Source organism: Bacillus cereus group sp. MYBK227-1 (genome assembly GCF_051916325.1).
Taxonomy (GTDB): domain Bacteria; phylum Bacillota; class Bacilli; order Bacillales; family Bacillaceae_G; genus Bacillus_A; species Bacillus_A cereus.
The window spans coordinates 74811-91877 of sequence record NZ_JBQAGK010000002.1 but is presented as its reverse complement, the minus strand read 5'-3'; the positions used below and the strand labels follow the sequence as shown (position 1 = coordinate 91877).

Genomic DNA, 17067 nt, shown 5'->3' with positions numbered 1-17067 from the left:
AAATCTCATGATGAAAACCTCGTTCATCGGCCCTACTTATCTATAATGAGGGCTGAATCAATCTTTCTACCTTTAAATCTATACTATTTTGTCATCGCATGTTCTACTTTAATACAACGATCCATTATTACAGTATAGTCTTTTTCTTTTAAAAGTTTATATGTATCCTCATCTTGTACTCCTAATTGTGCCCAAAAAACATCTGCATCAATCTCTACAAATTCTTTTGCAACATCCATTAAAAACTCTGAGCGACGAAATACATTTACAATGTCAACGTGTTCCTTAATATCCTTTAGTGAAGAAACTGCCTTTTCTCCGAGCACCTCATCTACTGTTGGATTAACTGGAATAATGCGGTATCCAGCATCTTGCATTGCTTTTGAAACCATATACGATGTACGTTCTGGCTTATCTGATAATCCAACAACCGCAATTGTTTTGCTTTTCTTTAACACTTCACCAATTTCCGTACGAGTTGGGTTTTCAATTGTCATAATTAATCCCTCCTATTCCTTTAGTATAGCCGATAAAGAAAGTCTCTTTCAATATGAAAGAGACTTTCTTTTATTTCGATTATTGATTCTTTGTAGCTGAATTATCTGCTAAAGTAGCCGATTTCGTCATTTTTTGACCGTTACGGTAGAATGTAACTTCTACTTTCTCGCCTACTTTTTTCTTTTCATATAAATATTTACGGAATTGAAGAGCATTCTCTACTTTTTGATTATCTAATGCTACTACAATATCATATTGCTCTAAACCAGCTTTTTCAGCTGGTGATATTGGGTAAATTTTACCTAATACAACGCCGTTTGTTACTTCTTTCGGTACTTTCAATTGATTGACTGCATAAGCTTGCACATCTTCTAGTGAAACAACACCTACTCCAAGAGCTGGACGTTTTACTACTCCATCTTTTTCAAGAGATTCAATAACTGGTTTTGCGATGTTAATTGGAATAGCAAATCCAATTCCTTCAACTTCTTGTTGTGCAATTTTACTTGAATTAATCCCAATTATTTCACCATTTTGGTTAAATAATGCACCACCACTATTACCTGGATTAATCGCTGCATCCGTTTGAATAACTTGTGCTTGCCAATCTGGTCGTTTATCCCCATCAATATCAACCGGAATTTCGCGTTCTTTACTACTGATTATACCTTCCGTTACACTTCCATCAAATCCAAGTGGATTACCGATTGCAATGGCTTTTTCACCCGCACGAAGTTTACTTGAATCACCTAAAGTGGCAACTTTATTTACATTAGATCCATCAATTTCAACAACCGCTAAGTCTAACCAAGGGTCCTTACCAACTAATTTCGCATCAACTTGCTTTCCGTCGCTCAGCTTCACAGCAAGTTTATTTGCTCCATCTACTACGTGGTTGTTTGTTACAATATATGCTTTATTTCCTGCTTTTTTATAAATAACACCTGATCCTGAACCGGCTTGTTGTTCTTGACCTGTCGGTTGCATTGCAAATGGATCAACACTTTGTTGCATATTAATAACACCTACAACAACATCTTTCGCCCCTTCAATCATACCAGGTAAATCAGTTTCATTTTTCGCTTTATTTACAACAGGAACTACAGTACCTTCTACTTTTGAATCCGAACTAAATGATGATACTGGCGCTCCATTATTTTGAGCCCATGGCATATATGGTGCTGCAAAACTAATCGAAACCGCTCCGACTACAGCTCCCACTAAACCTGTGAAGAAATAGCCTTTTTTACTACCTGATTTTCTCACTTCTCTCGTTTCACTATGCTCTTCATTTAAATTTGGTCCGTCGTAATATCCCATGTTTTATTTCCCCTCTCTGGTGAATTCGTATTTTCAGTATAGTCACGTTTTGTGTCCTTCTTGTGAACTCATCGTGAAATCCAATTAAAAAAATACACTTATCTAACATTGTAGACAAAAAAAGTATTTTTTGTACATTTTACCTTCAAAAGAGAGTATAAAATTACCATTTCCCTAGGCTAAATTACACAAATCGTTCTAGATTATTCTTCAAATTTATAACCAACTCGAATAACAGTACCGATATGCTTCGCTTTATCTCCTAGCTTATTTCGAAGTTTTTTAATATGGGTATCAACCGTTCGGTCATCACCGTAATAGTCATATCCCCATAACTGGTCTAATAAATGTTGACGTGATAACACAATTCCTTTGTTCTCCATTAAATACACAAGAAGTTCAAATTCTTTATGTGTCAATATAATTTCTTCTCCATCTACTAAAACAGTTCTAGATAGACGATTCACTTCTATTCCAGCTAAAGACATAGCATTTTCTTCCGCTACTCCTACCGCACCATCCGCACGTTTCAATAACGTCTTTGCACGAGCTACTAATACTTTCGGGCTAAATGGTTTCGTTACATACTCGTCTGCACCTAATTCGAAACCTAGCAATGTATCATCCTCATCCGAACGTGCTGTCAACATAATAATTGGTACTGCTGATTCTTTTCTAATTCTTCTACAAACAGACCACCCATCTATTTCCGGTAACATAATATCTAACATAATTAAATCAATTTCATGCTCTGCAAATAACTCTAGCGCTTTTTTTCCATCTTCTGCTTCGATTACTTCAAAGCCTTCATTACGAAAATAATCACTAACAATTTCACGTAATCTTCTTTCATCTTCAACAAGCAATACCGTTTTGTTCATATAATCTATCCCGCCTTTTTACTCTTTCAATCGAATAATACGTTGATTGGAGCTTCCGCGAAATGGAAGTGTTAAATCTTTTTCCTCAATTTCAAACCTTCCATCGACTAAAACATCCCCATAATGTAACAACTCTATCATATCATTATTTTGAGAACTCTGTATCTCTTCTAACGTATAACCTGTATACATCCATAGGTTTTTTTTCAAATCTTTCACGATTTTTGCTACCTTTTTCACTTCAGCAGCTTGAAAAAATGGATCTCCACCTGAAAATGTTACATCAGTTAATGGATTACTTGCAATCTCTTTCACAATTTCTTCTACTGTCATTTCCGTTCCGTTGCAAATATTCCACGATTTCGGATTATGGCAACCAACGCAACGATGCGGACAGCCCGCAAAAAACACGACTGTCCGCAATCCTTCTCCATCTACTACACTATCATGAATAATATTCATCACTTTCATTTATGTTTCACCCGATCTATCTCTTCACTACGTTTCGCACTATTCCACTTTGACATATCTCCTACAAGATAGCCTGTTATACGGCGAATTCTTTCTATATTAGCCTCATCTTCATTCCCGCAACTTGGACATTCATTCCCAATAACCCCGTGATAACTACAGCACTTACAACGGTCAACAGGATGATTAATTGAACCGTATCCAACGCCATGTTCTGCCATGGCTTGTACAATTTGTTTTAATGCCTTTTTGTTATGCATTGCTGCTCCGTCTAGTTCAATATAAGTAATGTGTCCTCCATTACAGAGAGCATGGAACGGGCCTTCTAAACGGATTTTATTTATCGCTTGAATGTTATAATAAACTGGAATATGGAATGAATTCGTATAGTAATTATGGTTCGTTATGCCGCCAATCACGCCAAATTCTTCTCTATCTTTTTTCACAAACTTCCCTGATAATCCTTCTGCTGGAGTTGCAATTACTGAGAAATTCAGTTGATGTTCTTCTGTCGCTTTATCCATTCTATCTCTCATAAAGGAAATAATTTCATACCCAAGTTTCCATGATTCTTCATCTTCCCCATGATGCTTTCCTGTTAAAGCTACTAAACATTCCGCAAGACCGATAAAACCAATACTTAACGTCCCTTGTTTTAAAATCGAGGCTACGGAGTCTTCAGGCTGCAACGTTTCTCCACCACGCCATACACCTTGTGAATATAAAAACTGAAAATCTCTTGCTCGCTTCGTACATTGATACGCATATCTTTCTAATAGCTGCTTAATTCCTAAATCTAAATAATAGTTTAGCGCTTCAAAAAACGCTTCTTTTGAACCACTAATTAACGCTAATTTCACTAAATTAATAGACGTAAATGATAAATTCCCTCTACCAATCGCTGTTTCTTCTCCATGTATATTAGACATAACACGGGTACGACATCCCATGTAACATACTTCACTTTCTGGTCTTCCATCATAATGCACTGCATTAAACGGAGCATCTAAAAATGAAAAGTTAGGGAATAATCGCTCTGCGGTTGTCTCTAATGCTAATTCAAATAAATCGTAGTTCGGATCACTTTCTTCAAAATTCACACCTTTTTTCATCTTGAAAATTTGAATCGGAAAAATCGGTGTCTCTCCTTTACCAAGTCCAGCTTGTGTCGCTTTTAAAAGTTGTTTAATTAACATTCTTCCTTCTTTTGATGTATCTGTTCCGTAATTAATAGAAATAAACGGTACTTGTCCTCCGCCCCTACTATGCATACTATTCGAATTATGAACGAAAGCCTCACACGCTTGATACGTATCATTTTCCGTTTCTTTCCATGCAAATTCTTCTATTTGTTCTTTCGTAAGCGGATATGATTGTAATCGTTTTTTATGTCTCTCAATTGTTTTTCGTACATAAGGTGCTAAATCAATATCAAAGAGTGCAAACGATTGACCACCATGCTGCATATTTTGATTCGCTTGAAAAATAATAGACGAAAGAGCCAATGCACTTTTAATGTCTTGCGGTTGTCTCATATGTCCATGTCCAGTATGAAAACCGTTAGCAAGCATTTGCGCTAACGGAATTTGTGAACAAGTCGTCGTTCCTGTTGCATAAAAATCTAAATCATGTGGATATAATATATTTTCATTTATCGCTTTTTTCACTTGATCTGACAATAAATTCTCAACAGCATAATATTTTGCACTCTCAGATGCGAACGTTCCCATTACGCCCATTGGAGAGCGGCCGTCTACATTTGCATTTTCTTGCATCAAATCTTGTTCATTGCCGTGGACTATTGTCTCAAACACTTTCATTAATTCTTCTTCTCCACGTGTATTATTTTGTAACATTTATAACCCTCCACCAATATGTTGTTATCTTTTGATTAAAATGTTACTACATATAGTCTTACTGTTTCTGTGAGAAATGTAACATTACTGTGAAATTTTTTTCACGAAATAATGAATTTTTCATTTACAAAAAAGAAATGTGCTCTTTACAAATGTATGGTACAATATACGGGAAAAACTCTTTTTACCCTTTATCAACACATTTGAATAAAGGAGACTGAACTTATGGTTACTACATATCTTTTATTTATCGTTGCCTACTTACTTGGCTCGATTCCATTTGCACTAGTTGTTGGAAAAATCGGCTACGGAATCGATATTCGTGAGCACGGGAGCGGTAATCTAGGCGGAACAAACACATTCCGCACATTAGGGAAAAAAGCAGGTTTTACCGTTACAATTGCTGACATTTTAAAAGGGACATTAGCAACAAGTCTACCAATGATTTTCGGATTAGATATTCATCCACTATGGTTCGGGTTAGCGGCTGTTCTTGGACATGTCTATCCAATCTTCGCGAAATTCCGCGGTGGTAAAGCAGTTGCAACTTCTGCTGGGGTGCTATTATGCTATTCACCAGTTGTTTTTGCAATATTGGCTGTTGTATTTTTCACCCTTTTATTTACAACAAGATACGTATCACTTTCTTCTATGGTAACAGCAGTTGTTGCTGTTATTGCATCCATTGTTAGCGGGGATAAAATCTTCATTATTGCGATGTGTTTATTAGCAGGTATGGTTATTTATAAACACCGTGCAAATATCGGACGAATTATAAATAAAACTGAACCAAAAGCAAACTTTTCAAAAAAGCAAAAATAAGATCGTAACCCACATAACGCAAAAAGAAAACGTGAAGCATATTAATAGCGTCTTTTTGCGTTATTTTTTATACTAAAGAAAAAGCAACATAATTTGGAGGAACTATACATGAATCTTTCCGTAACAAAAGAAGCAGCACAATGGTATAAAAATGAATTAAACTTACAATCAAATGAAACACTACGCTTTTTCGTACAATACGGTGGTTGCAGTACTGTGCAAAAAGGACTTTCTTTAGGTATTCGTAAAGATGACCCTGCACATCCTGCTGTTCAAATTCAAGAAGAAGGTATTAACTTCTTTATTGAAGGCGATGATGAATGGTTCTTCGATGGACATAATTTATCTGTTACACTTAACGAAGGTGACGACTTCCCACAATTTAATTATGAAAAATAAAAAAACGTGGCTTCTGCCACGCTTTTTTATTTTTTCTTAATTTCCTCATATTTCGCATACCACTCAGGATATAACTTTTTAAATGATACAGGGCGGAACCCTTCTTTTTTCGCACAAATATTCGTCGTACTTGCAGTAATACAAAGTTCACCATCACCATTATATATTTCATATCCATATACAACGCGAAGTGGGCTCACAGTATCTACCCATGTTTTTACGATTGCTTTTTCTCCGTAACGCATCGCTTTACGGTATGAAATTTGTAAATCTAACACAGGAGAAATAATTCCTTCTTTCTCCATTTCAACATATGAAAAACCTAAATCTTGTATAAGTTTCGTGCGACCTAACTCAAGCCACACTAAGTAGTTTGAATGGTAAACAACACCCATTTGATCTGTTTCCGCATAACGGATTTCAACTTCATGTTCTGCTACAAACATATGTATATTCGCCTTCTTTCACTTCTGCTACCTTGCATACATTTAATCATAATACAGTAACATCAAAAATAAAATAAAAACAGTGAATCTTTTACTGAAAGGAGCCAGCATATGATTCAAATTGTAACTGTTCGTAGTGGTGATAGCGTATATAGCTTGGCATCAAAATATGGATCAACACCTGACGAAATAGTAAAAGACAATGGATTAAATCCAGCTGAAACGCTCGTGGTTGGTCAGGCACTTATCGTTAATACGAAAGGGAATAATTATTATGTACAGCCTGGTGACAGCCTATATCGAATTTCTCAAACATATAATGTCCCCCTCGCTAGTTTAGCTAAAGTTAATAATTTATCTTTAAAATCTATTCTCCATGTCGGACAACAATTATACGTACCAAAAGGTACAAAACGAGCTGTAGAATCCATCGCTTATTTACAACCTTCCACTATACCGATTAAAGAGAGTTTAGTTAATGCTACACGTGCCATCAATCCATTTTTAACATACTTAGCTTATTTTAGTTTTGAGGCAAAAAGAGATGGCACATTAAAAGAACCTACTGAAACAGCTAAAATCGCTAATATTGCAACGCAGGGTAAAACAATCCCTATGCTCGTTATTACAAATATTGAAAATGGTAATTTCAGTGCCGATCTAACATCAGTTATTTTACGCGACGCAACGATTCAAAACAAATTTATTACAAACATTTTGCAAACAGCTGAGAAATATGGCATGCGAGACATTCATTTCGATTTCGAGAGTGTAGCACCTGAAGACCGCGAAGCGTATAATCGTTTTTTACGAAATGTAAAAACACGCTTACCTAGCGGGTACACATTGAGCACAACTCTCGTACCGAAAACAAGTTCAAATCAAAAGGGAAAATTTTTCGAAGCTCACGATTATAAAGCGCAAGGGCAAATTGTTGATTTCGTCGTCATTATGACATATGACTGGGGATGGCAGGGCGGGCCACCGATGGCAATTTCTCCTATCGGTCCGGTGAAAGAAGTACTTCAATATGCAAAATCTCAAATGCCTCCCCAAAAAATTATGATGGGGCAAAATTTATACGGGTTTGATTGGAAGCTTCCATTTAAACAAGGAAACCCACCCGCAAAAGCAATTAGCTCTGTCGCAGCTGTTGCACTAGCTCGTAAATATAATGTCCCTATTCGTTATGATTTCACAGCCCAAGCTCCTCATTTTAATTATTTTGATGAAAACGGCGTGCAACACGAAGTTTGGTTTGAAGATTCACGGTCTGTTCAAAGTAAATTCAATTTAATGAAAGAACAAGGTATAGGTGGTATTAGTTACTGGAAAATCGGTTTACCATTCCCACAAAATTGGCGTTTACTCGTTGAAAATTTTACGATTACGAAAAAGGGCTGACAAAAGTCAGCCCTTTTTGTACATTTTGTTAAGATTCATCTTTGATTTCACTTTTTAATGAGTCAATACTTTCTAAACGTCTTTGATTTTTTGCTTCAATAGCAGCACGATCTTTTTCATTAGAAAGTTCCGCTGTTTCTTTTGCTTCATTAAAGTTATCAACTGTATTTTGCACCATTTCTTGTAACTTTTCAGCGTTGTCACTTCGATTATCTGGATTTGGCATGTACTTCCCTCCTAATATTGTATATACACACCATCTTAAATTACCTATCTTTCCTCAAATTTATACATAAAAAAGGAGAATGTAATATTCTCCTTTTCTTTAACCATTATCAACAATCGGTTGTTTACCTGTTTGATCTTGCATTTGCTTTCCTTTATTTCCACCAGCTTTTTTCGATTGTGTTCCAATATGATTTGGTGCAAAGTCTTTTGAATTTTTTTTCGGATTACCCATTACTATCGCCTCCTTAACACTAGTATCGTACTAGTGTTAAGAATTATTCAGCTTGCTTAAAAAGTTTCATTTCATAACGTTTTTCAATGCGCTCTTCAATGCGATCAATTGCATCACGATCGCTTAATAATTGTTGTTTATTTTCATTTACAAGTTCTTCAAACGATTTACGGCGACTTCTTCTCATGTTGTTCACCCTCTCTCCTTCGCTTTCTTATTACATAGTATGAGCAAACAAAAAACTCTTTAATCAGATTTGCAAGAAAATTTTATGTTTTAGTACTCCTAAAAAAACTCCGTGTACAATATATTGCACACGGAGTTTTTTATACCATAATATTTAAATACTCTTTCAACTTTTCATCTGCATTCATTTCATTTTCTTTATAATCATGAAGCGCCTGTAATACAAAATCATACTGCTCTAAAATATAACTTTCTAATTTCATAACATCCTCTAAGCTATTAAGCATAATTCTCGTATTACCAACTTCACTTTTTAACGCCGGTTCACATTTTAAACTTGTACATATTTCTTTCACATCTTCTTCTAATATCTCTGTTAATACATATTTCTTTCGTCCTTTTACCTTTAATCTCATAACTGGATAAAAAGCTTTTATATCTAAATAACTTCCTACGTTCATACAACGTAGCCATTCTACATTACGTTTATTACATGCAAGTATTTCTTTCACCGCTTCATATACCGCAGTTTCATCAAGCATAGCCTTATTTACTTTTCGTTTCCCTTCTTCTTCAATAGCTGCACACTTTTGATAAACAGCAGCACACGTAATGCAATCGTCAAATGCATTATGAGAGCTTAAACGAATTCCAAGCATTCGTTTTAACGTTTCAAGTTTATGATTAGGCGCATGCTTCATGTATTTCTTCGCTAAAAATACAGTATCAATTACTTTATTTTTAGGTTCAGGCAACCCAAGCATATTTACATTACTTTTCAAAAAGCGCATATCAAAAGAAGCATTATGAGCCACAATAACATTTGTATGTAAAAATGCTAAAAATAAAGGTAACACTTCTTCAATCGTCGGTGCATCTGAAACGCGATAATTGGTAATACCTGTTAAACTCGTTATTCGGTCCGGAATTGGCCGCTCTGGATTCACGTATGAAACAAATTGATCTACCAGTTCATGATTACGATATTTCACCGCTGCAACTTGAATAATTTTATCATTATAAGGGTTAAATCCTGTTGTTTCAAAATCAATTACAACATAATCTAACGGTAAGGATACATTCCCCACTCCATACACTCCTTTATCTCTAAACGTTTATATTTCTTACATCATATCATGAAGTTATTACTACTTGAAAAAGAAAAGGCAGAAATGGGAACTCTCCACCTCTACCTTTTCACCATTATTTTAATTTAGCAACCCTTTTCTCCATCTCTTTTTGCGTCATCGGCCCAATAAACTTATCTTGAATGACACCTTTTGTATCTATAAAATACGAAGTTGGAATCGTAATTACTTTATACGCTGTTGTCACATCAATGTTCTTGTCCAATAAAACAGGAAAAGTAATTCCTTTTTCTTTAATAAAATTGCTTACCTTTTCTTCCCCCCCACCTTTTTCTGAAGGCGTATAATTGATTGCTAAAATTTCTACGTTTTCTTTATGTTCTTTATAGAAAGCCTCCATATCAGGCATTTCTTGCTGACATGGTCCACACCACGTAGCCCAAAAGTTTAAAATTACTTTCTTTCCTTTTAAATCCGATAACTTTACATTTGTCCCATCTAACTTAGTTAATTCAAAGTCTGGTGCGCTCTTCCCTATCTCAATACCATTCCTTGCGATAATCTCTTTCATCACAGCTTCACTTTTTTCTTGCTTCACTTTTACCGCCTGCTCTTTATTACCAAACTGTTCATAAGCTGCATATCCCGCTAAACAAAGTAACACTACAATAATCGTAAGCTTCCGCCACATTTTATATCACCCTAACGTATTATCTTCTTTTAACACATTCATCAAAATACTATATATCTTATTTTAGCTTATACAGACAAGCTTGGAAATATTCACATTCTAAATAATCAGAATTTTTATAACTGTGATGAAATATTTACCTTTCCATCATATAATTAGAAATAAATAGAATATTTTACAATGAAAGGAGCTCTCATGAATTTATTTGAAAAAATACTTCTATATATTCTTAGTTTTATATTTTCCCCAATCGGAATTATCACATGGATTATCTCACTATTTAGTAAAGACCCTGAAAAAAAACAAGTTGGACGTATTTGTCTCTATATCGCATTAATCTCATTTATCCTTTGGGCAGGCCTCGGCATTATTACTTTTTTCACGATGACTACCATTACTACTATAGAATAGTTATAGAAAGGATGATTATTTTGGGAGAACACCCTATCACCAAAGAGCTACGCTATATACGAATATGCTTAGTTATTTTAGTAATCGTTCTTTTATTTTTCAACAGTGAAAAAGTCGTTGAAATTTCTACAAATCATGATTCCATAGAAAATGTTCCCACCAGTAATATGACACAAATTGCGGAAAATACATTCGCTATTCAAGAATATAATCCATTACTAAGTAGCGAACATACAATTAAGATTTTCAAATATAATCCATATACAAATCAACTTACTCTCGTCAAAGAAGTTAATTCTAGTGATCCGAATTCTTATACTTATCAACTTAATGAGAACGAATAAAGTGAAACTTTAATCAGCCCTCACCAATCGGGCTGCCCGGCAAATAGCTGAATAAAGATAAGGGCATTACATATCTCTTATCTTTTTGTTTGCAACTCTTTGTACAATGAGTTGCAATTTAATAATTCTCTAGGATTCCCACATTCCACAATAGTCCCATTCTTTATGACAACAACACAATCTGCTATCATCGCTCTCTCTACATCATGTGTTGCCACAATTCTCGTTACATTTCTCCCTATCCCTTCAATTATATTCCAAACCAGTTCTTGATTGCCTGGATCTAACCCAGCCGTCGGTTCATCTAAAATAATAAGAGTTGGATTTGATACAATCGCTCGCAATAATGCGAGACGTTTTCTTTCGCCTCCTGAAAGCTCTTCACCGCTTTTATGTAGCACAGTTTGACTCCCTTCAGGTAACCCTCTAATAATCGGCGTTACATTTATAAGTTCACTATTTTTTTCTAACTGATTTTCTAAACACTCTTCCCCGAAATACATATTCTCTGTTACCGTCGTTCGGAAAAAACGTGGTTCTTGCCAAACTGTAGTCATACGAGCTTCATTACCATAATAAGCAATGCTACCGTTAGATGGTTTATACAAGCCCGTTATTAACTTTAAAAGCGTTGTTTTTCCTGCACCGCTTTCTCCCACAATAATAACGAGTTCACCAGGACGAATTTGCAAATCAATATTACGAATTCTGCATTTCTCTTCGTCATTCTCCTGAAATGAAACATTTGTTATCCTGATACCCATCGCTCTTTCTACATTGTTATCTGCTGCTCGTTTATTTAAAAAGCAAAAAGTTCTATTTGCCGAAGCGACTGCAACTTGTGTCATTATTAATAAATCGCCCACATAACGGACAGGGAAAAAGAGCATCTCAATTGTCGCTAACACTGCAATGAGTGAACCAACTTCTATTTCTCCCCTCATTATTTTTTGTGCACCTATAATGAGAACAAGGATATATGCTCCTGTTTCAATCACCGTTCCAACTACTCCAATACAATGTTGCATCATCGTCTTCTTTACTTCCGATTTATACGATTGTGCCGTTACTCTTTTAAATAAGCGAATTGCCCATTTTTCTTTTTGCAAACTACGTAAATCTTGTACTCCTTTTACAAACTGTGACACCATCTCTACGACACTTGACTGATTTTTTTGAGCAATGCTTGCGATATTTCTTACCTTTTCCCCAAACAACATCGGAACCGTTGCACTTAAAAATAAAAACGGAGTTATCCACAATATGAACTGTATATCTATATGTTGTAGTGCTATGAACGCACCTATAAATTGCGCAATGGCATGTATATATTCTATTAATATAGAACTATATAACCTAATCCAATTCGGAATATCAGATACAACTAGCGTCTCTAACTCTCCTTGTTTAATTTTCTCACTCTCTTCAAACGGTAATAGGAAAAAATGGCGCAATACATCTATACGCTTCTCTCGTAATATTCGCTGACTCGCTTTTGAGCTTATATAATCAAATGAGAGGTTGTTCACCCACATCAACAAGCGGCAAACTGTAAACAAAGTAATGTAAAAATATGCTCCCTTCAACTCCCGTTGAATCAAATTATCTACAATTAGTCCCATGAATAGTAGCCGAGATAAATTTAAAATCGCTGCAAAAAGCCCACTACATACAGCTGCTATTACTAATATTTTTTCTTTCTGTAACGGTAACAAAATTCTTTTATATTCTTTCATGACGTTTCCTCCATTTTTTCACAGTAAAAAGAAAGGGATGAAACCAAATGGTTTCATCCCTTTCCATAAAATAAGGAAGCTAACAGTTGTTAGCTTCCTTCTCGTTCATTTCAATTATTTAGTTTGACACTTTTGACTCTTCAATTTTCTCACGAAGAACCATTTGCAGAATACCACCGTGACGGTAGTAATCAATTTCAACTTCACTATCGAAACGAGCTACTACTTCAAATTGTTTTTCGTTGCCATCTAAATCAGTTGCAACTACTTTTACAAGATCACGTGGTCTAACTGATTTGTCGATTTGAATTTCAAATGACTCGTTACCAACAAGACCTAACGTTTCAGCACTTTCGCCATCTTTAAATTGAAGTGGTAATACACCCATTAACACTAAGTTACTGCGGTGAATACGTTCGAAGCTTTCTGCGATTACTGCTTTAATACCTAATAAGTTAGTACCTTTCGCAGCCCAGTCACGAGAACTTCCCATACCATAATCTTTACCAGCAACAACTAGAAGACCTGTGCCATCTTCTTTATATTTCATAGCAGCATCATAGATTGATGTTACTTCACCAGTCGGCCAGTATGTTGTATATCCGCCTTCTGTTCCTGGTGCAATTTGGTTTTTAATACGGATGTTCGCGAATGTACCACGCATCATAACTTCATGGTTACCACGACGAGAACCGTAAGAGTTAAAGTCAACTGGTTGTACGCCGTTTTCTAATAAGTAGCGTCCAGCTGGTGTGTGCTTACCGATTGAACCTGCTGGTGAAATGTGGTCTGTCGTTACAGAGTCACCAAATTTACCAACTACGCGTAAGCCTGATAACGTTTCAACTTCACCTGGTTCTTTAGATAAACCTTCAAAGAATGGTGGGTTTTGAATGTATGTTGAATCATTATCCCAAGTATATAAAGCTTCGTTTGAAGTTTGGATTTCATTCCAACGCTCATTGCTGTTAAATACTTGTGCATATTCTTTCTTGAACAGTTCAGATGTAACAACGCTTTGAACTACATCTTCAATTTCTTTAGCTGATGGCCAAATATCGTTGAAGTAAACAGCATTGCCATTTGCATCTTTACCGATTTCATCATTTTTCAGGTCAATATCAACAGTACCTGCAAGTGCATATGCCACAACAAGTGGTGGTGATGCTAAGTAGTTTGCTTTTACAAGTGGATGAATACGACCTTCAAAGTTACGGTTACCAGATAAAACAGATGTTACTAGTAAGTCGTTTGCTGCGATTGCTTCTTCTAATTCTGGCGCTAATGGACCAGAGTTACCGATACAAGTCGTACAGCCGTAACCAACTGTTTGGAAACCTAATTGATCTAAATATGTTGTTAAACCAGACTTATCTAAGTACTCTGTAACAACTTTAGATCCTGGTGCTAATGATGTTTTTACATACTCAGGTACTACAAGTCCTTTTTCAATTGCTTTCTTCGCAACTAGACCTGCTCCAATTAATACGTATGGGTTTGATGTATTTGTACAGCTTGTAATTGCTGCGATTGCAATTGCACCTGTTTTCATCGTTACTTCTTTATCTTCTAATGTAACCTTCACTTCTTTATCGAACTCTTGCTCATTAAATCCAAGTCCTTGTGTTCCAACTGGTGCTACAACAGCTTTGTGGAACGCATCTTTCATATCTGAAAGTGGAATTAAATCTTGTGGGCGTTTCGGTCCAGAAAGGTTAGATTCAATTGTATTTAAATCAATTTCAACAAGATCAGTATAGATTGGATCTTTACTGTCTGCTGTATAGAATAAACCGTTCGCTTTACAGTATTCTTCAACAACGCGAATTTGTTCTTCATCTCTACCTGTTAAACGTAAGTATTCTAATGAAATATCATCGATTGGGAAGAATCCACAAGTTGCGCCGTATTCTGGTGCCATATTTGAAATTGTTGCACGGTCAGCTAAAGGCATGCTCTTTAGTCCATTACCGAAGAACTCAACAAATTTACCAACTACACCTTTTTGACGTAATACTTGTGTTACTTTTAATGCAACGTCTGTCGCTGTAGTACCACTTGGAAGTGTACCAGTTAATTTCACACCGATTACTTCAGGTACTGGGAAGTATGAGGGCTGTCCAAGCATTCCTGCTTCTGCTTCAATACCACCAACGCCCCATCCAAGAACGCCGATACCGTTAATCATTGTTGTATGTGAGTCTGTTCCAACTAATGAATCTGGGTATGCAACTAAGTCACCTTCAGCATTTTTCACAGCATGAACAACTGGTGCTAAATATTCAAGGTTTACTTGGTGTACAATACCTGTAGCTGGTGGAACCGCACGGTAGTTATCAAATGATTTTTGTGCCCAGCTTAAAAATTTATAACGTTCTTCATTACGTTTAAACTCTAAGTCCATGTTGAATGCAAGCGCGTCTGCCGTACCCGCTCTATCAACCTGTACAGAGTGGTCAATTACAAGGTCTACAGTAATTTCAGGATTAATTTTGTCAGGATCTCCGCCCATGTCTGCCATTGCTTTACGAAGCGAAGCCAAATCAACAACAGCTGGAACACCAGTGAAATCTTGTAAAATTACACGAGATGGTTTAAATGGAACATCGATATCTTGCACATCTTTCGTTCCCCATTTCGCTAAATTTGTAACATGCTCTTCTGTGATTACACGTCCGTCTACTTGACGAAGTACTGATTCAAGTAAAACTTTCACGGAATATGGTAATTGAGATACGTTGCCAACCCCTGCATTTTCAAGCGCTTTCAAATCATAATAATGATACGTTTTTCCATCTACTTCAAAAGTTGCACGTGATTGAAATGGATTATGTTTGACCATTATGTTTCCCCCCTGTTAAACGTGACTAAGTTGTCTGAATATAAAATGTAGACAAACTTTTCAATACCTTACGATAATATCTTATTACAACTTTCTAAATAAGTAAATAATAAGAAACTTATAGATTATCATAAGTTTTCTTTATGTTTCTAAATTTGAATAGCTTTCATACTCCTTATGAATACTATTATCATAAAGTAAAGTGCTCTATCAGCGGTTTACTTACAGTTCATACATACTATGAACTGCTCATCATTCAACATACAAAAAATGTTATAGAGGTGAAATAAAATGGGTAAAAGAAAAGCAAATCATACTATTTCAGGAATGAATGCTGCATCTGCACAAGGACAAGGAACTGGTTACAATGAAGAATTTGCAAACGAGCCTTTAACTCCAGCAGAGCGACAAAATAATAAGAAACGTAAAAAGAACCAGTAAAGAAAAATCCCAAAAGGTCTATTTTCCTTTTGGGATTTTTTCTAATGTTTATAACGTAGTAATTCCGAAACCGTTACAAATCGATAGCCCTGCTTTTTCAGCTCAGGTAAAATTTTTGCTAGTGCCGCTACCGTTTGACTACGATCATTTCCTCCATCATGTAACAATACAATATCGCCACTTTTAGCATTTTTCACTACATGATTTACAATGGATTCAACCCCTGGATTTGCCCAATCACGTGGATCTTGATGCCACGACCATAGAACAGTTTGATAACCAGCTTCTTTCGCTGTTTTAAATACAGCGTCGTTAATATATCCGCCAGGAGGACGGAATAACAAAGGTTCTTTCACCCATTTTTCAAAAAATTTCTTTCCATCTAAAATATCATTTTCTAATTTTTCATCTGATGAATTACTCGCATACAAATGATTCATCGTATGATTTCCAATTTCATGTCCCTCTTTTAACACTTGTTTCACTAAATATGGATTGCGCTGAACTCGAAATCCAATCATAAAAAATGTCGCTTCAGCCTTATATTGACGTAATAAATCTAAAACTTGTGGTGTATACGTTGGATCTGGTCCATCATCAAATGTAATTGCAATAATTTTTTCATTATTAGGTACTTCCCATGTTACATAACCAGTTGGTTCTAACTCTTTTCTGAGCAACATTTTCGCTTCCACTTTTTCCACTTGAAATATATGTACTGCACATAGCAAAGAAAAAACTAATAGAAAAATTTTCTGTTTTAGCATAACG

20 protein-coding genes are annotated in these 17067 nt (G+C 35.7%); 6 read left to right on the top strand and 14 right to left on the bottom strand.

Translation table 11 applies throughout. The features are described 5' to 3' along the window. Nucleotides 1–83: 83 nt before the first annotated feature. The 5 genes from ACTFRM_RS07650 to ACTFRM_RS07630 form a co-directional block, all read right to left on the bottom strand. Nucleotides 84–497 carry a CoA-binding protein gene (locus tag ACTFRM_RS07650; protein ID WP_000151390.1) on the bottom strand — a complete coding sequence of 138 codons (414 nt, stop codon included), beginning with the start codon at nt 495–497 and terminating at the stop codon, nt 84–86. Between the two features lie 79 nt (nt 498–576). Next, nucleotides 577–1818: a S1C family serine protease gene (locus ACTFRM_RS07645; RefSeq protein ID WP_000542646.1), complete on the bottom strand. Its 1242-nt coding sequence runs from the start codon at nt 1816–1818 to the stop codon at nt 577–579. 203 nt (nt 1819–2021) lie between these two features. Beyond that, the gene (locus ACTFRM_RS07640) at nt 2022–2699 is read right to left on the bottom strand and encodes a response regulator transcription factor (protein ID WP_001044679.1); all 678 of its coding nucleotides are present in this window, start codon (nt 2697–2699) and stop codon (nt 2022–2024) included. 18 nt (nt 2700–2717) lie between these two features. Beyond that, nucleotides 2718–3170, bottom strand: a complete 453-nt coding sequence (gene nrdG / locus ACTFRM_RS07635) for an anaerobic ribonucleoside-triphosphate reductase activating protein (RefSeq protein ID WP_000867076.1) — start codon at nt 3168–3170, stop codon at nt 2718–2720. Further along, nucleotides 3167–5026 (bottom strand): anaerobic ribonucleoside triphosphate reductase, encoded by a 1860-nt coding sequence (locus ACTFRM_RS07630; protein WP_000940069.1) that lies wholly within the window; start codon nt 5024–5026, stop codon nt 3167–3169. The genes nrdG and ACTFRM_RS07630 overlap by 4 nt, the downstream gene beginning before the upstream one ends. Nucleotides 5027–5251: 225 nt before the next feature. On the opposite strand from ACTFRM_RS07630, the gene plsY reads away from it, so the two are divergent. After that, a complete protein-coding gene (gene plsY, locus ACTFRM_RS07625; RefSeq protein ID WP_000258974.1) occupies nt 5252–5848 on the top strand; it encodes a glycerol-3-phosphate 1-O-acyltransferase PlsY in 597 nt (198 codons plus the stop codon). Nucleotides 5849–5956: 108 nt separating this feature from the next. Further along, nucleotides 5957–6247, top strand: coding sequence for a HesB/YadR/YfhF family protein (locus tag ACTFRM_RS07620; RefSeq protein WP_001054453.1), 291 nt, complete (start codon nt 5957–5959; stop codon nt 6245–6247). Between the two features lie 26 nt (nt 6248–6273). Here ACTFRM_RS07620 and ACTFRM_RS07615 read toward each other — a convergent pair whose 3' ends face one another. Then, nucleotides 6274–6693 (bottom strand): acyl-CoA thioesterase, encoded by a 420-nt coding sequence (locus tag ACTFRM_RS07615; protein WP_000495812.1) that lies wholly within the window; start codon nt 6691–6693, stop codon nt 6274–6276. Nucleotides 6694–6804: 111 nt separating this feature from the next. On the opposite strand from ACTFRM_RS07615, the gene ACTFRM_RS07610 reads away from it, so the two are divergent. Further along, the gene (locus ACTFRM_RS07610; RefSeq protein ID WP_000614855.1) at nt 6805–8097 is read left to right on the top strand and encodes a glycosyl hydrolase family 18 protein; all 1293 of its coding nucleotides are present in this window, start codon (nt 6805–6807) and stop codon (nt 8095–8097) included. A 28-nt stretch (nt 8098–8125) separates the two neighbouring features. On the opposite strand, the gene tlp is transcribed toward ACTFRM_RS07610, so the two are convergent. The 5 genes from tlp to ACTFRM_RS07585 all read right to left on the bottom strand — a co-directional run bounded on the left by tlp (nt 8126) and on the right by ACTFRM_RS07585 (nt 10522). Beyond that, the gene (gene tlp, locus ACTFRM_RS07605; RefSeq protein ID WP_001133511.1) at nt 8126–8323 is read right to left on the bottom strand and encodes a small acid-soluble spore protein Tlp; all 198 of its coding nucleotides are present in this window, start codon (nt 8321–8323) and stop codon (nt 8126–8128) included. A gap of 99 nt (nt 8324–8422) precedes the next feature. Then, nucleotides 8423–8557: an acid-soluble spore protein SspN gene (gene sspN / locus ACTFRM_RS07600; protein WP_000527987.1), complete on the bottom strand. Its 135-nt coding sequence runs from the start codon at nt 8555–8557 to the stop codon at nt 8423–8425. Between the two features lie 43 nt (nt 8558–8600). Continuing rightward, nucleotides 8601–8744 (bottom strand): FbpB family small basic protein, encoded by a 144-nt coding sequence (locus tag ACTFRM_RS07595; protein WP_001254699.1) that lies wholly within the window; start codon nt 8742–8744, stop codon nt 8601–8603. 139 nt (nt 8745–8883) lie between these two features. After that, the gene (locus ACTFRM_RS07590; protein WP_000528755.1) at nt 8884–9831 is read right to left on the bottom strand and encodes a 3'-5' exonuclease; all 948 of its coding nucleotides are present in this window, start codon (nt 9829–9831) and stop codon (nt 8884–8886) included. 115 nt (nt 9832–9946) lie between these two features. Further along, complete coding sequence (locus ACTFRM_RS07585) at nt 9947–10522, bottom strand: redoxin domain-containing protein (RefSeq protein WP_006917475.1); 576 nt, start codon at nt 10520–10522, stop codon at nt 9947–9949. A 195-nt stretch (nt 10523–10717) separates the two neighbouring features. Here ACTFRM_RS07585 and ACTFRM_RS07580 point away from each other — a divergent pair, with 195 nt between their 5' ends. Together ACTFRM_RS07580 and ACTFRM_RS07575 are read left to right on the top strand one after the other, a co-directional pair. Further along, the gene (locus ACTFRM_RS07580; RefSeq protein ID WP_001047912.1) at nt 10718–10933 is read left to right on the top strand and encodes a hypothetical protein; all 216 of its coding nucleotides are present in this window, start codon (nt 10718–10720) and stop codon (nt 10931–10933) included. An 11-nt stretch (nt 10934–10944) separates the two neighbouring features. Further along, a complete protein-coding gene (locus tag ACTFRM_RS07575) occupies nt 10945–11277 on the top strand; it encodes a YmzC family protein (RefSeq protein WP_080016357.1) in 333 nt (110 codons plus the stop codon). 77 nt (nt 11278–11354) lie between these two features. Here the strand turns inward: ACTFRM_RS07575 and ACTFRM_RS07570 are convergent, their stop codons facing one another. Both ACTFRM_RS07570 and acnA read right to left on the bottom strand, forming a co-directional pair. Then, nucleotides 11355–13013 carry an ABC transporter ATP-binding protein gene (locus ACTFRM_RS07570; protein WP_088322426.1) on the bottom strand — a complete coding sequence of 553 codons (1659 nt, stop codon included), beginning with the start codon at nt 13011–13013 and terminating at the stop codon, nt 11355–11357. 118 nt (nt 13014–13131) lie between these two features. Next, nucleotides 13132–15855 (bottom strand): aconitate hydratase AcnA, encoded by a 2724-nt coding sequence (gene acnA, locus ACTFRM_RS07565; protein ID WP_000238564.1) that lies wholly within the window; start codon nt 15853–15855, stop codon nt 13132–13134. 291 nt (nt 15856–16146) lie between these two features. Between acnA and sspO the strand changes: the two genes are divergently transcribed. Beyond that, nucleotides 16147–16296, top strand: a complete 150-nt coding sequence (sspO, locus tag ACTFRM_RS07560; protein ID WP_000518057.1) for an acid-soluble spore protein SspO — start codon at nt 16147–16149, stop codon at nt 16294–16296. Nucleotides 16297–16337: 41 nt separating this feature from the next. Here sspO and pdaB read toward each other — a convergent pair whose 3' ends face one another. After that, nucleotides 16338–17063, bottom strand: coding sequence for a polysaccharide deacetylase family sporulation protein PdaB (gene pdaB / locus ACTFRM_RS07555; protein ID WP_061665781.1), 726 nt, complete (start codon nt 17061–17063; stop codon nt 16338–16340). Nucleotides 17064–17067 lie beyond the last annotated feature (4 nt).

Coding starts and splice junctions, on each gene's coding strand:
- ACTFRM_RS07650 (WP_000151390.1), bottom strand. CDS start 497: ATGACAATTGAAAACCCAACTCGTACGGAAATTGGTGAAGTGTTAAAG.
- ACTFRM_RS07630 (WP_000940069.1), bottom strand. CDS start 5,026: ATGTTACAAAATAATACACGTGGAGAAGAAGAATTAATGAAAGTGTTT.
- ACTFRM_RS07610 (WP_000614855.1), top strand. CDS start 6,805: ATGATTCAAATTGTAACTGTTCGTAGTGGTGATAGCGTATATAGCTTG.
- ACTFRM_RS07570 (WP_088322426.1), bottom strand. CDS start 13,013: ATGAAAGAATATAAAAGAATTTTGTTACCGTTACAGAAAGAAAAAATA.
- nrdG (WP_000867076.1), bottom strand. CDS start 3,170: ATGAAAGTGATGAATATTATTCATGATAGTGTAGTAGATGGAGAAGGA.
- acnA (WP_000238564.1), bottom strand. CDS start 15,855: ATGGTCAAACATAATCCATTTCAATCACGTGCAACTTTTGAAGTAGAT.
- ACTFRM_RS07575 (WP_080016357.1), top strand. CDS start 10,945: ATGATTATTTTGGGAGAACACCCTATCACCAAAGAGCTACGCTATATA.
- tlp (WP_001133511.1), bottom strand. CDS start 8,323: ATGCCAAATCCAGATAATCGAAGTGACAACGCTGAAAAGTTACAAGAA.
- ACTFRM_RS07645 (WP_000542646.1), bottom strand. CDS start 1,818: ATGGGATATTACGACGGACCAAATTTAAATGAAGAGCATAGTGAAACG.
- ACTFRM_RS07640 (WP_001044679.1), bottom strand. CDS start 2,699: ATGAACAAAACGGTATTGCTTGTTGAAGATGAAAGAAGATTACGTGAA.
- ACTFRM_RS07595 (WP_001254699.1), bottom strand. CDS start 8,744: ATGAGAAGAAGTCGCCGTAAATCGTTTGAAGAACTTGTAAATGAAAAT.
- ACTFRM_RS07580 (WP_001047912.1), top strand. CDS start 10,718: ATGAATTTATTTGAAAAAATACTTCTATATATTCTTAGTTTTATATTT.
- pdaB (WP_061665781.1), bottom strand. CDS start 17,063: ATGCTAAAACAGAAAATTTTTCTATTAGTTTTTTCTTTGCTATGTGCA.
- ACTFRM_RS07585 (WP_006917475.1), bottom strand. CDS start 10,522: ATGTGGCGGAAGCTTACGATTATTGTAGTGTTACTTTGTTTAGCGGGA.
- sspN (WP_000527987.1), bottom strand. CDS start 8,557: ATGGGTAATCCGAAAAAAAATTCAAAAGACTTTGCACCAAATCATATT.
- plsY (WP_000258974.1), top strand. CDS start 5,252: ATGGTTACTACATATCTTTTATTTATCGTTGCCTACTTACTTGGCTCG.
- ACTFRM_RS07615 (WP_000495812.1), bottom strand. CDS start 6,693: ATGTTTGTAGCAGAACATGAAGTTGAAATCCGTTATGCGGAAACAGAT.
- ACTFRM_RS07620 (WP_001054453.1), top strand. CDS start 5,957: ATGAATCTTTCCGTAACAAAAGAAGCAGCACAATGGTATAAAAATGAA.
- sspO (WP_000518057.1), top strand. CDS start 16,147: ATGGGTAAAAGAAAAGCAAATCATACTATTTCAGGAATGAATGCTGCA.